The organism is Streptomyces sp. NBC_00659 (assembly GCF_036226925.1).
In the GTDB taxonomy this organism is placed as follows: domain Bacteria; phylum Actinomycetota; class Actinomycetes; order Streptomycetales; family Streptomycetaceae; genus Streptomyces.
In genome coordinates this window covers 5,241,526-5,255,412 of record NZ_CP109031.1, presented here as the reverse complement: position 1 = coordinate 5,255,412, position 13,887 = coordinate 5,241,526, and the positions used below count along the sequence as shown (strand labels likewise).

The following is a 13,887-nucleotide window of genomic DNA, read 5'->3' as shown; positions in this document are numbered from 1 at the left end:
GCGACCGGACCCGTACAGGCCCCATCGGCGATGGCGTCAGCCCGCGAGCAACTGCTTCACGACGGCGGCGACGCGGCCGCCCTCGGCCTGCCCGGCCACCTTCGGGTTCACGATCTTCATGACGGCGCCCATCGCGCGCGGCCCCTCGGCGCCGGCCGCCTTGGCCTCCTCGACGGCCTGGGCGACGATCTGCTGAAGCTCCTCGTCGGAAAGCTGCTTGGGCAGATACACGGCGAGGATCTCGCCCTCCGCCCGCTCACGCTCGGCCGACTCGGGACGCCCGCCCTGCGTGAAGGCCTCGGCGGCCTCACGACGCTTCTTCGCCTCGCGGGCGATCACCTTCTGCACTTCCTCGTCGGAGAGTTCGCGCTTGGTCTTGCCCGCGACCTCCTCATTGGTGATCGCGGAGAGGGTCAGCCGGATCGTCGAGGAGCGGAGCTCGTCGCGCCCCTTGATCGCGGCGTTGAGGTCTTCCTGCAACTTCGACTTGAGCGTGGTCATGCCGTCAAGTGTCGCAGGTGCGGTGATGCGGACGCCTGTTGATTTCGCGGCGCCGCCCCGACCGAGGGCCGGCGGCCTGTCCGGAACCATCTTCTCCCGCTGCCCCGGACGGGGTTGCCGGGGCTGTCCACAGGCGGTCAAGAGCGCTCACCGGAGTCTGACACGATGGGAGTATGCGCGCGCGATACGGAGTACCCCTGGGAATCACGGCGGTGGGCGCCGCCGGTCTGCTGTACTCGGCGGGGTTCGAGGCCCGTTCCTTCCGCCTGCGGCGGGTGACCGTTCCGGTCCTGCCGCCGGGTATGCGGCCGTTGCGCATTCTTCAGGTCTCGGACATCCACATGGTGAGCGGACAGCGCAAGAAGCAGCGCTGGCTGCGCTCCCTGGCCGGACTGCGCCCCGACTTCGTGCTCAACACCGGGGACAACCTCTCGGACCCGGAGGGCGTGCCCGAGGTGCTGGACGCACTCGGCCCCCTGATGGAGCTCCCCGGCGCCTATGTCTTCGGTTCGAACGACTACTACGGCCCCACACTCCGCAACCCCGCCCGCTACTTGTTCGAGAAGGCGGCGGGCCGTCACGGGCTGAACGGCAACAAGCCGGTCGTGGGCGCCGTCCACAACCCGTGGGAGGACCTGCGCGACGGTTTCGACACCGCGGGCTGGCTGAACCTGACGAACACGCGGGGGACGCTGAAGATAGAGGGCACGGAGATCGAGCTGACCGGCCTCGACGACCCGCACATCAAGCGCGACCGCTACGCCCGCGTGGCCGGCGGCCCGTCCGCGTCCGCCGACTTCTCGATGGGCGTCGTACACGCCCCGTACCTGCGCTGCCTGGACGCCTTCACGGCCGACGGCTACCCCCTGATCCTGGCCGGCCACACCCACGGCGGCCAGATCTGCCTCCCCTTCTACGGCGCCTTCGTCACCAACTGCGACCTGGACACGGACCGCGTCAAGGGCCTCTCCAGGCATACGGCGGAGGGCCGGACCTCGTACATGCACGTCTCGGCGGGCTGCGGCGCGAGCCGCTACACACCGGTCCGCTTCGCCTGCCCGCCGGAGGCGTCACTGCTGACGCTGGTGGAGCGGGCGTAGGGGTTCCAGGGGGCATAGGGGCGAAGCCGGTCGCGGGCTACGGCCGAGGGTCGGCGGCCGGTGGGCGGCAGCCGATGTCCCGGTCTGGTTCGGGGGCGGTGCCCTGGTCGGGATCGGGGTCGAGGGCGCGCCATGGCCGGCCCGGCGCCCGGTCACGTCATGGCCGGGCGGCCCGGAACGGGGATGAATTCCGCCGGACCGGGCCGACCCGTGAAGACGCGGGCTCGACTGCACAGACCGAAGACGCCACAGAGTCCCGCCGACACGAACCGTCACCGCGGGGCGCGGCGGACGGCGCCGACGCCGGTGTGGCGACGCCACCGGGCGACATCACCGTCGGACGTAGGACGTCACCGCCGGACGTAGGACGTCACCGCTGGACGTAGGACGTCACCGCTGGACGTCGTCACCGCAAAACGTCACCGAACGGCCGCGTAACCCACCTAGTCGACCCATATCGCCCGAATGCCCCGATCCGCTTAGCGTGAGGGCATGATCACCCCTATGCCCAGGGACATACCCGATCTCCCCGCGATACCGGGCATCCTCCCGTCGACCCGCTCCTTCGTCCCCGCGACGGCGGTGGTGGCCCCCTCCCCCCGCCCGGCCGTGGCGGCCTACCGCGCCCTGGCGGCCCTCGCGGCGATGACAGGCGTGGCCATCGAGATGAAGCTGGGCTCCCCGGCCCGCGTGCTGAGCTACTTCACGATCCAGACCAACCTGCTCGTCGCCGTGGTCTTCGCGGCATCCGCCCGCCGGGCCTGGTCGGCGCGCAGGCCCCTGCCCGGGGTGCTGACCGGCGGCACATTGATCTACATCTCGATCACGGGCCTGGTCTACCACCTCATCCTGGCGGACCAGTCGACCCCGTTCTCCATGACCGGAGGCAACGATGCGCTCTCCGGCTGGCACGCGGTCGCCAATCAGCTCCTCCACACGGTCACGCCGATCGCCGTGGTCCTCGACTGGCTGCTGCTGACCCGCCCGACCCCGCTGGCACTGCGCAACGCGGCGACGTGGCTGATCTACCCCCTCGCCTACCTGGCGTTCTGCCTCGCCCGGGGCGCGATGCTGACGCCCGGAACCCCGGCGCGCTACCTCTACTCCTTCGTCGACGCGGAACGGCACGGCTACGGAGGCGTCCTCGGCAACACCGCCATCCTCGGCGTCGCCTTCTACGTCCTGGCCCTCCTCATCGTCGTCCTCGACCACGTGCGCCCCGACCCCGTCCGACGCCGCCTCCGACGCCCAGAAAACCGGATTTCGTCTCAGGCCACCGGTGGGCTAAAGTAAACGACGTCGCCGCGAGAGCAGCGACAATCGGGGTGTAGCGCAGCTTGGCAGCGCGCTTCGTTCGGGACGAAGAGGTCGTGGGTTCAAATCCCGCCACCCCGACACAGGTCAGAGGCCCATTCGCGTGATCGCGAATGGGCCTCTGTCGTGCTTGGGGAGCCAAACAGGGGGCCAACGGATTCTGATCAAGCCTCGCGAACGGGCGCCTCGCGCCGCTGGGCAAAGATCTCGTCCATCGCTTCCGCACCCTCAGTGATGACCGGCCGGAGCTGTTTGCGGTAGACGGCTTCCGTCGTCGCCTGGCTGGTGTGTCCGACAAGCTGCGCGATGCGCTCCAACGGGATGCCGTGGTCCGAGAGCAGCGAGACGAAGCTGTGCCTCAGCTCCCGCGGAGTCCACTCAGGCGCGAGTCCTGCCTTCCTCACTATGGCTTTGAAGTCACGCCGCACGTTTGCCGCGTCCAGCGGCTCACCGCTCCGGGTGGTGAATACGCGGCCGGCCGGACTCCACTCCATCCCCTTCGACGCCCGCTCCTGCTTCTGCCACCGCTTGTGCTCTTCGAGCACGTCGACCACCTGTTGCGGCAGGGCGATGGTCCGGCGGCTCTTCCTGGTCTTTGTCTCGCCGTGCTTGCGCACCGACCGCCATACAGCGACGTGCGACGGCACACCATCCCCTGTCTCCAAGAAGACGTGGTCCCAGGTGAGGGGCCGCGCCTCTTCCGTCCGCACACCGCCGAGTAGCGAGAGCACAAGGTAGGCGTACAGCCGTGACGGGCGAGCGGCAGCAAGCACAGCTTCCGCCTGCTTCAAGTTCAGTGCCTTGCTCGGACGTCCGGGCCGCCCTTCCGGCGCGGTGACGAGTAGGGCGACGTTCCGCGCGGCCTTGTCCCTTCGCTGTGCCTGCTCGATGGAGCGACGGAGAACGGCGAGGAGGTCGCGAAGGCTGCGCGTCGCGAGGAACTCAGCCCTGTCGTCCAGCCAGTCGTCGACATCGTCCGCGCTGAGGTCTTTCAGTTTTGCCTTGCCGATGAATGGGATGAGGTGCTTGTTCGCCATCGAGCGGTTCTTGCCGATGGTGCCCTTCTCATCGCGTCCCTTGAGCCCGCGCTCAAGCCAGTCGTTCACTGCATCGGTCACGGTGTAGTTGGCCGGCGCTTTGACGCCGGATTGCACTTCCTTCTTCAGGTCACGGATCTTCTGGCGCACCTCGGTCTTGGTCTTGCCGTAGACCTTCGGGCGACGACGCTTGCCGTTCGGGGCGTACCCCAGAGATACCGCGCCGACGTAGCGATTCTTCGCGGCGTCCCAATAGATCGTGTCTTCACCGTGGCCAGCTCTGCGGGCACGCTTCGGCGTCTCGGTCATGTGGTGCTCTCCAAACGGCAGGGCCGCGCTATGGAAGCGCGGCCCTGCCGAAGTGCGTAGGGGTGGAACGGTGTTCAGGCGGTTCGGGCGACGGCTTCCGCTTCGCGCTTAAGGAGTTCGACGTACTGCGCGACGTACTCAGGCGGGACAAGTCGGCGACGACCGATGCGGACCGTCCGGAGTCGTCCGAGGCGGATTTCCTCGTAGATCAGCGACCGGCCGATGCCGAGCGTGGCCGCTGCTTCTTCCGGCCGGTACAAGAGCCGCTCAAGGTGAGGGGCGAGCGTGACGCTCATTCCGGAGTGCCTCCTAGCGGGAGGGTCATGAGTGCTTGTCAGGGGGGCGCGCCTGTCCGAGGTGTGGATTTCTGCGTCACAGCGTCACCTGCGTCATTCAGGCTTCTGACCTGCGGTTTTTGGTGACGCAGAGGGGCAAGGGTGCGTCACGGGTGACGCAGGCTGTCCGTCATCCGTGACGCGGGTGACGCGGCGTGACGCAGCCGGGGGCCGTCTGCGTCACTGCTGTATGCCCAGGTCACCCGCCGTTTTGCGGGCCGCCGTGACGCAGGTGACGCAGCGCTTCCTACTTAGGAAAAAGAGGGAGATGTCTGTGGTGGTGCGGTGCGGCTCAGAGCATGAAGAAGGAGCCGCTTCGCGGCGCGTTCATCGCAGGGCGGCGCCGCCGCCGAACAGCAAGAGGAGCACGCCGGGCCGATGGTGCTCCTCTTGCTCGTACGTTCGAGGTCGGTGCCGGTCAGAAAGCCTGCTGCTCGTGCGAGGGCGGAGCCGACGAGCGAGTCACCTCGATGTAGCGGCCCTCCCTGGTGCGGCCCGAGTCGATGAGGACGCCCCGCGCGGCAAGCGTCGGCTGGAGACGCTTGAGCCGGTCGGAGAGGACTTTGCCGGTGGTCGGCCACCCCTTGGGCAGGGGCCGCAGTTCCTCGCCGCCGTAGAGGCGACTAAGGCAGTGCAGCCACTCCGTGGACGTCATCTGCTGCGCCGCGCCCGGCTCGATGTCCGCGGCGTGCCGAAGGACGGTCTGCGCCAGCAAGTCGCCCTCAATAACGTCGTCGTTCAGGTCGTCCAGACTGGCCCGGTAGGCGGGGAGCGCTCCGAGGCCGGTGGCCGCGTCGAGCTGCGCACACAGGTGCGCGAAGTCCGCCATCCGCAGATCGCTGGGCGTCTCCGCCTCGGCTGCGCGGACCTTGACCGTGAGATCCAGGAGCGAGCCGAGGACGACGGGCAGCACGTCCGCGTACTCCGCCCACAGCTCCGCCTCAGTGCGCCGGACACGGGGCCGCTCCAACCGCAGCGGCAAGAGCCGTTCCGCGAGGTCGGGCCGGATGACGCCGACGTCGATACCGGTCAGCAGGAGCGGCCGTCGGTAGCGGGCACGGAAGACGTCCCCGTCGGTGAACAGGGCCCGCTTGACGCTCTCGGCTCCCGTGACGATGCAGCACATCGCATCGGACAGATCCGGCGTCATGTGGGAGAGGTTGTCCAGCGCGGTGACCCATCCCGCCGCCACCGCCGCGATCAGGTTCTCCTCGTCCTTCGGGGCCCGGCGCAAGTCACCGCTCATACCCTCGACGATCCGCACGAGCATCCGCCCACCAGTCGACTTGCCCGCTCCCTGCGGTCCGGTGAGGAACGGCGCAGGTACCGGCACGGACGGACCGAGGCAACCGATCAGCCACGCGATGGCCAGGCATTCCGTCTCCGCATTGGCAAAGTTGCAGAGCCGCATCAGCAGGTCGATGCCCTTGCCGTCGGTGTCCTTGGCCGGCAGCGGCAGTTCCCCGGTGAGCTGAGTCCGCCGCCAGCACACTTCCCGAGGGTCGGGAACGGTGATGTCCCATCCGGTGGGGTGGATGCGGACGGACTGCCCGTCGTTGCGGCCCAGGTCCAGCCACGTCGCCCCGTCGAACCCGGGAGCCACGCGGATGTGCACGGCGTGCGTGTCCTCGTACAGCGCGAGCGCTTCGATCAAGTCCAACGCCTCCTTGAGGGCGGTCCCGTTGAACACGCCGATTCCGTCCTTGAACAGGCCGACCATGAGTTCCTGGCGGTGGCTTCCCGTGGTGCCCTGGGAGCGGATCGGACGGGCGACGGGGTGGCCGTTCTTCTGCGCGTACACGGTCCCGTCGGCGGTGCGGAAGTACCGGAAGTGCGCCTGTGCGTAGTCGGTGATGACCTCGCGGGCAGGGTTCTTTTCGTCGTCGGACATGGTCACAGTCCCAACGTGGTCAGGGCGTTGGTCCACGCGTCGGTGCAGTGCCTCGGTGATTCGCCCTTGGCCTGCGCCGCGGTGAACAGCCGCGCGGTGTGCTCCTCGGTGAGGCAGCCGCACCGGCCGTGCGTGGACAGCACGGCGAGGAACGTCCGGTACACGGTGGCGTGCACCGCCCCGCGGGCTTCGGTGATGCGCTGTTCTGCCATGGCGATGCCACGGGCCAGATAGGCCGGCGTGCGGTGCGGGCACTCCCCCCGCTGGCCGCTCAGGGGTACTGAGAACGTCTGTGGTGCCCTGCCAGCCGTGGACGGTTCCTTTACTGTCAACGCGCGCGCAGCATCCGGGAGAGCAGCCGTGACGCCGGTGCCGAGTCCGAGCCAACGGGCATACTGCATAAGGGACTTGATGTCGACTCCGGGCCGCACGGCGTTGGCGGACTGCATGGTGCCCCGGTAGATCCAGTGCTCACCCCGGGTGGTGGTCACGGTCCGGGTGGCGGGCAGAGTCTCACGGGCCCACGCGATGGCCGCGAGGTCATCCAGGTCGACCACGGTCACCCCGGCGCCGCCGGGGTGGTAGGCGACCGTCGCCGCATGCTGCCACGCCGAAGCCCACGCAAGGGAGTTGAGGACGCGCGGGTCGGTGGCCGCGGCGGCCCAGCCGTGGCACGGCTGCGGACAGACGCAGGGTCCGGGAGTCTTCATGTTCGGCCGACCACCGCACGCGTTGTGCGCGCAGGCTGGGCAGTTCCCGAACGGCAGCTTCCCCCGGCGCAGCGGCAGGGCGGGCACGCCGTCGGCCGCGAGCCGGAGGGCAGTGCGCAGATGCTCGCTCATGCGGCCACCGCCTTGGCACGAAGGCTGTAGCGGGCGTGAGTGCCAGTCCAACGGGCGTAGGCGGGCGGGATGCACTCGCGGATGCCGTCGCGGTTCATCCACGGCACGCCCATGACGCGGCGGGCGTGGTCGACACCGGAGAAGTTCCCGACGAACTGGCCGTAGTGGCCCGGCGGGATGGGGCGGCCCATCTTGGCCTGCGGAACGGTGTGTGCCGGGTGGTAGGGCTGAGGGAGGCTGAAGCCTCCCCCGGGCTCCAAGAACCGGTGCCGGTAGGTAGCCACGTGGAACATCGGCCCGCACAGCATCACCGGGGCACGAAGTTTGGGCACCGCCCCGCCCACGTTCTCAATCACCCAAGGCCGTCCCGTCAGTTCGAGGGCGGCACGGGTCGGGGCGATCAGGTCGGGATGGGGGTTGCCCTGGATGCGCTGACAGTCACTGTCGAACTGGCACGGGGGCGAGGCGTGGATGAAGTCGAACTCTCCGCCGTGGGCGAGGACGAACGCGATGGCGTCGGCCTGGACGAACGCGTACGGGTAGCGGGGCTGGGGGTCCTTGTCGACGCCGGTCACGTCGAACCCGGCGTCGTCGTAGCCCTTGGCTGCGCCGCCCTGGCAGCAGAACAGATCCAGCAGTCGCGGCCGTAAGCCGCGCACTCGCCGGATGTCGGTAGGTTGCGTCATGCTGGATGTCTCCAGTTCCTTGGACGGATGCTGGCGAGCAAGGGCGGCCCCGGTTCTTGGCGGAGTGGGGGCCGCCCTTGGCGTGGCTAGAGGGGCGGTTCGTTGCTGGCCCACGGGTCGGGACCCGGGCGGGGCAGCGGCTTGCGCGGGATGGGCAGGAGCAGCCAGCGGCCGTTGGCGTTCCAGCACGCGTAGTAGGCCCAGTTGGTGCCGACGTACTCGCCCGTCTCGTCGCCGTAGTCCCGCTCCTGGACCCCGTGGCCGCCGCAGTCACGGCAGTGCGGCCGTGGGGTGTCGGTCAGGTACAGGCCGGGGCGCAGCCAGTCGGTTCGTTCGATGCGCAGTCGCATGGGTGCGGCTCCTTGTCAGCCGTAGAACTTGTTCCGTTTGATCACGGCTTTGCGGATGTTGACCGTGCTGCCCTTGCCGCCAGTGATGGCGGGGGCGCGCAGGGCGAGGACGATGACGGCGACCCACACGAGGGCTCCGCCGCTGATTCCGGCGGCGGCGCTGACGATCTCGCCCACGCCGTAGCCGACGCCGGCGGCGAGGGCGCCGCCTCCGAGTCCGGCGCCCATGAAGCGCTGGGCGACGGGGTCCAGGAGCGGGAGCGGGGTGAGGTCGCGCGGCTCGGGGGCGAGGACGGGGGCGGGGGCGAGGTGCTTGGGCATGGGGACCATGCGCCCGTAGGCGTCGGGCACCCACACCACCGGCTGACGCTCGCCGTACGGGTCCAACGCGATCGACGGACCGGGGTCATAGGGGGCGAGGGGCTGCGGCTGGTGGACGGTCACGGCCCGCTCTGCGGGCAGGTATCCGGACTGCTCGGGGTACATGCGGAATCCCTTCCGGTGCACGGTTGGGGAGGCGGAGCCACCCCCTTGGGGGTGGACTGTGGAGGGGGTTTCGGGGGTGTGAGCTGCTGGGCCTCCCCGCCTCCCCGAAACAATGTTTTCGCTGATCAACGCGGGGGAGGTTGCACGGGGAGGCGGTTGGGGAGTTCTCCCCGCCTCCCCGCGCCGGGAGGGTCCGCCTCCCCAGGGTCAGGAGACGGAAGCGGAACCGTCGCTGTCGCGGTTGGTAAGGGCGCGAGTGACGTCGTCGGCACGGACGACCATGCGGCCGTGCGACTTGTACGGCTCCACCCCGGCGGCCTCCAGGACGCGCTTGAGGTCGATGAACGACCAGTCGCCGTAGGCGTCCGCGTCGAGGATGCTGAGCCGCTTGACGATGTCCTGGGTGTGCAAGCGCTTCGCGTCCCCGAGGACGGATGCGACGTCGGCGAGCGCGTCGCGGACCTCCCTGCGGTCGACGGTGCGCAGGGTGGTGACCCCGTCCCGCATTGCCTTCGCGCGGTCGGCGATCTCCTTGGCATCGTCGGTGCTGATGTAGTGCGTGCGCACGGTGATGGATGCTTGGCCGACCGGAATGGCGATCCCGTCGGACGCGACGACCAGGGTTCCCCGGTCCAGCCCCGGGCGCAGCAGGTTTGGGGCGGCGCCGCCGTCGACCGCCTTGTCCCCCAGCGCCATCCGGGCCTGTGACTCGGTGCCCAGCGCGAGGGAGGCGCGGGTGTGGGCGCCCTCGCGGACCAGCTTGGGAAGGTTCTGATCCGTGGGGTCCTGGGTGCCCTGCCACATCAGGACGTTGACCGCCCGCCCCTGGTTGTGGATCTTGCGGACGCCCATGAAGTAAAGGGAGTTGGCCTTCGCCCCGCCGTACGGGCGCTTGGCCTCGTCCTTGGCCGGGCACATAAACGCGACCTGCGCCTCGTCCACGATGACGACCAGCAGAGGGAAGACGGTGCCCGGCGGGGCCTGGATGCGGCGGTTCATCTCCTCGACCGCGTCCTCGACCAGCTCGGTGACCTCGATGACGTGGTCGTCGGTCGGCCCCTGGACGAACCGGGAAGCGAGACCGTCGAACATGGCCCAGTCCCCCACACCCTTCAGGTCACCCACCCAGAACTCGACCGACCGGTCCAGCGCGAGCCACAGCGCGAGCGCACGCAGCGCGGCGGTCTTGCCCTGGTTCGACAACCCCGTGATCAACAGGTGGCGCTGGTACAGGCTGATCGTCGCTGCGTCGCCGCGCAGATCCTGGCCCCAGGGAGCGCGGCCCTTGGTGTAGTCGGCGGTCATCGTCTCGTCCGTCATGAGCGGGGACGGCCCGATCGGCTCGTCCAGCGCCCCCGAGTCCGCTACCCACAGCCGCACGGTGCGGGCGGCGGTCGGGATGGTGATGAACACCTCGTGCTCGTGCCGGGTCAGGTTCTCGGCGAGCTTGCGCCGCCGGTTCTGCACCTCGATCGTCGACACCCCGGAGGGCAGGGTCGCGTCGACTTCCACGCCGCATCCGGCGATCCGGATCGGACCCAGCATGCTCGCGCCGGCGTCGCCCATCTCCTTGATGGCGTTGCGGAGCGCGGGGACTCCGAGGTCGCGCAGGGCCTTGACCACGATCGACGGGGTGATGGGCTCGCCTTCACTGCTGCAGGCGTTGTCGGGCAGGGCCCATGCCGGTGCGGCCTGCTGCTTGCTGCCGATGGCCCATAAGGCGAGCAGAGCGAGGAACGGGCCGATCGCGAGGGCCGGGCCCCACACCACCTGAACGATGGTGATCAGCAGGTTGATGAAGTCGACCGTGGCCATCAACGGCGTGACGACGTGCGTGACGTCCTTCGTCGCGACCGCCATGACGATGCCGAGGGCGACCAGTGACCCGATACCCATTCCGGTGCCGACCGCTACGCCCTTGGCGGCGTCGAGGGGCGAGTGGAGCAGGTCCATGCGGCGGCGGTGGCGGGCCTCGCGGAAGTGCTGCCCCCGCTCCTCCCACTCGGCGGCCATCTCGTGGTTCCCGGCGGCTTCGGCCGCGCGGAACATCCGCTCGTACCGGGATGCCGTGCGGCCGTCCCACGTCCGCTTCGCCGCGATCCTCGCCCCGCCGACGACGTACAGGGTGTGCCGGGCGACCGCGCGGGCGGTCGTCCTGGTCGTCTCGTGCGTGACCGCGGTCTGTATGGCGTGCCCGGAGCGGACCCACAGCGGAACGGGTGCGGCAGGTGCCGGGTCAGGGACCACGGTCAACGTGGTCACGGCGGCCGGCTCCGGGGCCGGTTCGGCCGGGGTTTCGGTGTTCTTGTGCAGGTGAACGACGGTGTCGCCCATGGCGGTAAGGCTCCTGACTACCCCGAGAACGGGGCGGAAGATGAGGGGACAGCGGCCCCGCCCGGCGGTGGCGCGGGCAGGGGTTGCGCTGATCAGCGGCGGTGCCGGGCGCGGCGGGTTTCGGCGTTGCTGAGCTGGGACGGGTCGATGCGGGGGCCGTCGAGCCAGCAGAACGGGCGGGTGCCGTCGGCGGCGGTGAAGGTGCGGATGGCGGCGCCGTCCGGGGCGTCAGGCAGGGCGTAGACGCGGCCCCGGTCGAGGGAGGCGAGGAGCCGGGCGCCGTGGTGCTCGCACCCGTCGGCCCCGGCGCCCTCGGCGTCCAGCACGGTCACCGCGACCGGCCCGGTGCAGGGTGTGGGGTCGTCGGGGTGAGCCGCGGGACAACGCGGGCCCGGCGGGGCCACGCTCACCACCAGCCCGAGGACTTCTTGGCGGCCTTGGCGCGGGCCGTCTCGGTGACGATGCGCTGACGCTCGATCTGCAACGCGGTCATCTCGGCGATCAGCCGGGTCTCGGCGGAGGTGGAGATGGCGTCGACCCGGTTGTCGGCGCGGGTGGTGCTCTTGCCGCGCATGACCCGGTACGAGCCGCCGGCGAGCGCGGCGAGCATCTGGCGCCGCTCCGAGCCGGTCAGCGGCCACTGCTCGCCGCGGCGGACCGCTTCGAGCTTGCGGTTCGTCTGGCGGATCGCACGGTCCAGGCGTCGGGTGTCGGGCTTGGACATGGTCAGTCCGTCCTTCCGGCGTGCGGGGCGAGGATGAGGTGGATGTCAGCGAGCCGCCCGGTCGTGCCCTGCGAGCCGAGCCAGGCCGCGACTTCGCAGGTGACGCGGTCCCAGCAGAAGGAGACGGGAACGGTGACGGTGCCGTGGGCGAACGCGCGGCCCTCGCCGGGGACAGTCACCCAGGCGTGCCACGCGTAGTCGATGGTGCTCGGAGCAGCGTTGATGCTGGTCACAGCGGAACTCCAAGGTGCGATCGGGGTGTTTAGGCGGCGCGCTGGTCGTCGGGGTAGGCGCAGAGCACGCACATGCCGAGCGAGCGAGGCATGCAGTAGCCGTAAATGACCTGGCACTTCGGGCAGGTGCGGCGGGCGAGCATCGCCAGGGCGAGCGCGCCCCACTTCCGCGAGGTCATCGGCCGTACCGGCTTGGCGAGGTCGAGGCGGTAGAGGTAGGAGACCCGGACCCCGCCCGCGCGCCGGTTGACGCGCATGACCTGCGCCGCGATGTCCTGCCCGCCCGGACGCAGCCCCTTGGCACGTAACTGGCGGCGGGTGGCGAGCCCGTCCGGGGCCAGGCACCACGGGTAGGTGGGGATGCCGTAGCGGGTGCCGGTCGGGTCGAAGCACTTACCCCAGGCTGCGGACATCAGGCGACACGCTTCCACGCGGCCCTCAGGCGGACCTCGGAGGCGGAGTGGCCGGCCGCGCGGAACCGCAGGGCCATCTCCCGGTAGGACAGGGCCGGAACCTCGCTGTGCCGGATCTCGTCGACCAGGTCGTCGAGGGCAGTGTCGGTGAGCGCGGGTGCTGCGTTCAGGGCGGGTGCCACGGGTTCGGCGGGTCCCCAGACGGGGAGTTCCCAGCGGGGTGTGACGTCGGGTGTGACGCGGTTCGTCACACTGGTGAGCGCCCTACCGGTGTCCTCACCGTTCCGTGCCGATTCCAGCGTCGACCAGGCCCGGGAGAGGGCCTGTGCGGTCCTGGCCTGGACGCGGGCGACGCGGGCGCCGGCCTCCGTCACGGCCGTCAACCGGGTCTCCTCGGTGCCCGCTTCCGCCCGCAGCCGGGCACGAGCCACGGCCGCCTCGTCACGGGCTTCCTGCTGGATCCCCTGGATCGCGTCCAGGGCCCTGGGGGTGAGTGCGGTGCGCTCCCACATCCCGTGGACCAGCCAGAGGGCTTTGGCCGCGATGGGCAGCCATGCCACGGCCAGCCACGCGCCGGTGGACTCCTCGGCGGTGAGCGCGTGCGCCACCAGGACGCCGGCCGCGATGAGGCCGAAGGACCAGCCGACGCCGGTCACCGTGCGGCTGTGGTCGCCCTGCGCAGCGAGGCGGCGTTCGTAGGCGAGGGTGGCCAGCCATCCGCCGTCGATCCCGAGACCGACGACCAGGGCGACCGGCCACGGCATCGCGGTACCGAGCCATATGACGACCACGGCCAGGGTGAGGACCATGGACACCGCCGTCATCGCGACGGCGGGCAGAGCGGTCTTCGCCTTCATGCCGCACCACCCGACTTGCTCGCGTCGGCGATGCGGTTGGCCAGGTCCCGGCGGGCCGTCAGCACGCGGTTGCGGACCCGGCGGATACGCCGGATGTCCAGTTCGGTCGGCGTGCGGTCCAGCGTGATGATCTGCGCGTCCAACAGGTCGACGTCCGCCGTGATGACGGGCATCTCCCGCTCGATCGCGTCCAGCTCCGCATCCGTCGGCTCGATCCAGTCGGCGAACGCGGTAACAGCTTCCTGAACAGTGACGATGGGATTCATTGGGTCGTGTTCCTCTCGCGAAGGAACGGCCCGAAGCGGCCCCGGTGTTCGAGCACCGGGGCCGCGCGCCGTTGAAGTCGGACGATCCGGCTCCCCGCGCTCCCGTCCGTACGACCACCGCGCGAAGCGACGACCGGACGGGCGGGAGAGGCAGCCGGCCGCAGCAAAGAGGCTGCGAGCCAAGAAGTGGACCCAGATGGTTCAGGCGC

At 70.0% G+C, this 13,887-nt stretch carries 17 protein-coding genes and 1 tRNA gene; 3 read left to right on the top strand and 15 right to left on the bottom strand.

The features are described 5' to 3' along the window. Positions 1 to 36 precede the first annotated feature (36 nt). Positions 37 to 501, bottom strand: a complete 465-nt coding sequence (locus OG410_RS22900; RefSeq protein WP_329300919.1) for a GatB/YqeY domain-containing protein — start codon at positions 499 to 501, stop codon at positions 37 to 39. Between the two features lie 173 nt (positions 502 to 674). Between OG410_RS22900 and OG410_RS22895 the strand changes: the two genes are divergently transcribed. The 3 genes from OG410_RS22895 (at position 675) to OG410_RS22885 (ending at position 2,996) form a co-directional block, all read left to right on the top strand. Next, the gene (locus tag OG410_RS22895) at positions 675 to 1,601 is read left to right on the top strand and encodes a metallophosphoesterase (RefSeq protein ID WP_329300918.1); all 927 of its coding nucleotides are present in this window, start codon (positions 675 to 677) and stop codon (positions 1,599 to 1,601) included. Positions 1,602 to 2,105: 504 nt separating this feature from the next. Beyond that, complete coding sequence (locus OG410_RS22890) at positions 2,106 to 2,894, top strand: Pr6Pr family membrane protein (RefSeq protein WP_329300917.1); 789 nt, start codon at positions 2,106 to 2,108, stop codon at positions 2,892 to 2,894. 28 nt (positions 2,895 to 2,922) lie between these two features. Beyond that, positions 2,923 to 2,996, top strand: a tRNA-Pro gene (locus OG410_RS22885). Positions 2,997 to 3,079: 83 nt separating this feature from the next. Here OG410_RS22885 and OG410_RS22880 read toward each other — a convergent pair. From OG410_RS22880 to OG410_RS22815, 14 genes are all read right to left on the bottom strand, one after another. Further along, positions 3,080 to 4,261, bottom strand: a complete 1,182-nt coding sequence (locus OG410_RS22880; RefSeq protein ID WP_329300916.1) for a site-specific integrase — start codon at positions 4,259 to 4,261, stop codon at positions 3,080 to 3,082. A gap of 74 nt (positions 4,262 to 4,335) precedes the next feature. After that, positions 4,336 to 4,557: a helix-turn-helix domain-containing protein gene (locus tag OG410_RS22875; protein ID WP_329300915.1), complete on the bottom strand. Its 222-nt coding sequence runs from the start codon at positions 4,555 to 4,557 to the stop codon at positions 4,336 to 4,338. A gap of 457 nt (positions 4,558 to 5,014) precedes the next feature. Continuing rightward, positions 5,015 to 6,487, bottom strand: coding sequence for an ATP-binding protein (locus OG410_RS22870; RefSeq protein ID WP_329300914.1), 1,473 nt, complete (start codon positions 6,485 to 6,487; stop codon positions 5,015 to 5,017). 2 nt (positions 6,488 to 6,489) lie between these two features. Further along, complete coding sequence (locus OG410_RS22865; protein ID WP_329300913.1) at positions 6,490 to 7,329, bottom strand: bifunctional DNA primase/polymerase; 840 nt, start codon at positions 7,327 to 7,329, stop codon at positions 6,490 to 6,492. After that, positions 7,326 to 8,015 carry a class I SAM-dependent methyltransferase gene (locus tag OG410_RS22860; RefSeq protein ID WP_329300912.1) on the bottom strand — a complete coding sequence of 230 codons (690 nt, stop codon included), beginning with the start codon at positions 8,013 to 8,015 and terminating at the stop codon, positions 7,326 to 7,328. The genes OG410_RS22865 and OG410_RS22860 overlap by 4 nt, the downstream gene beginning before the upstream one ends. Before the next feature lie 86 nt (positions 8,016 to 8,101). Next, entirely contained in the window at positions 8,102 to 8,365 is a 264-nt protein-coding gene (locus tag OG410_RS22855; protein WP_329300911.1) for a hypothetical protein, read from the bottom strand. Between the two features lie 15 nt (positions 8,366 to 8,380). Further along, complete coding sequence (locus OG410_RS22850) at positions 8,381 to 8,851, bottom strand: hypothetical protein (RefSeq protein WP_329300910.1); 471 nt, start codon at positions 8,849 to 8,851, stop codon at positions 8,381 to 8,383. A 207-nt stretch (positions 8,852 to 9,058) separates the two neighbouring features. Beyond that, positions 9,059 to 11,185 (bottom strand): ATP-binding protein, encoded by a 2,127-nt coding sequence (locus tag OG410_RS22845; RefSeq protein WP_329300909.1) that lies wholly within the window; start codon positions 11,183 to 11,185, stop codon positions 9,059 to 9,061. 92 nt (positions 11,186 to 11,277) lie between these two features. After that, positions 11,278 to 11,598 carry a hypothetical protein gene (locus tag OG410_RS22840; protein ID WP_329300908.1) on the bottom strand — a complete coding sequence of 107 codons (321 nt, stop codon included), beginning with the start codon at positions 11,596 to 11,598 and terminating at the stop codon, positions 11,278 to 11,280. After that, positions 11,592 to 11,909, bottom strand: a complete 318-nt coding sequence (locus tag OG410_RS22835) for a hypothetical protein (protein WP_329300907.1) — start codon at positions 11,907 to 11,909, stop codon at positions 11,592 to 11,594. The genes OG410_RS22840 and OG410_RS22835 overlap by 7 nt, the downstream gene beginning before the upstream one ends. A gap of 2 nt (positions 11,910 to 11,911) precedes the next feature. After that, positions 11,912 to 12,142, bottom strand: coding sequence for a hypothetical protein (locus OG410_RS22830; RefSeq protein ID WP_329300906.1), 231 nt, complete (start codon positions 12,140 to 12,142; stop codon positions 11,912 to 11,914). 29 nt (positions 12,143 to 12,171) lie between these two features. Continuing rightward, positions 12,172 to 12,555 carry an RRQRL motif-containing zinc-binding protein gene (locus OG410_RS22825; RefSeq protein ID WP_329300905.1) on the bottom strand — a complete coding sequence of 128 codons (384 nt, stop codon included), beginning with the start codon at positions 12,553 to 12,555 and terminating at the stop codon, positions 12,172 to 12,174. Next, positions 12,555 to 13,412, bottom strand: a complete 858-nt coding sequence (locus OG410_RS22820; RefSeq protein WP_329300904.1) for a protein spdB — start codon at positions 13,410 to 13,412, stop codon at positions 12,555 to 12,557. Before OG410_RS22820 ends, OG410_RS22825 begins: the two co-directional genes overlap by 1 nt. Continuing rightward, positions 13,409 to 13,678, bottom strand: coding sequence for a DUF6284 family protein (locus OG410_RS22815; protein WP_329300903.1), 270 nt, complete (start codon positions 13,676 to 13,678; stop codon positions 13,409 to 13,411). The genes OG410_RS22820 and OG410_RS22815 overlap by 4 nt, the downstream gene beginning before the upstream one ends. Positions 13,679 to 13,887 lie beyond the last annotated feature (209 nt).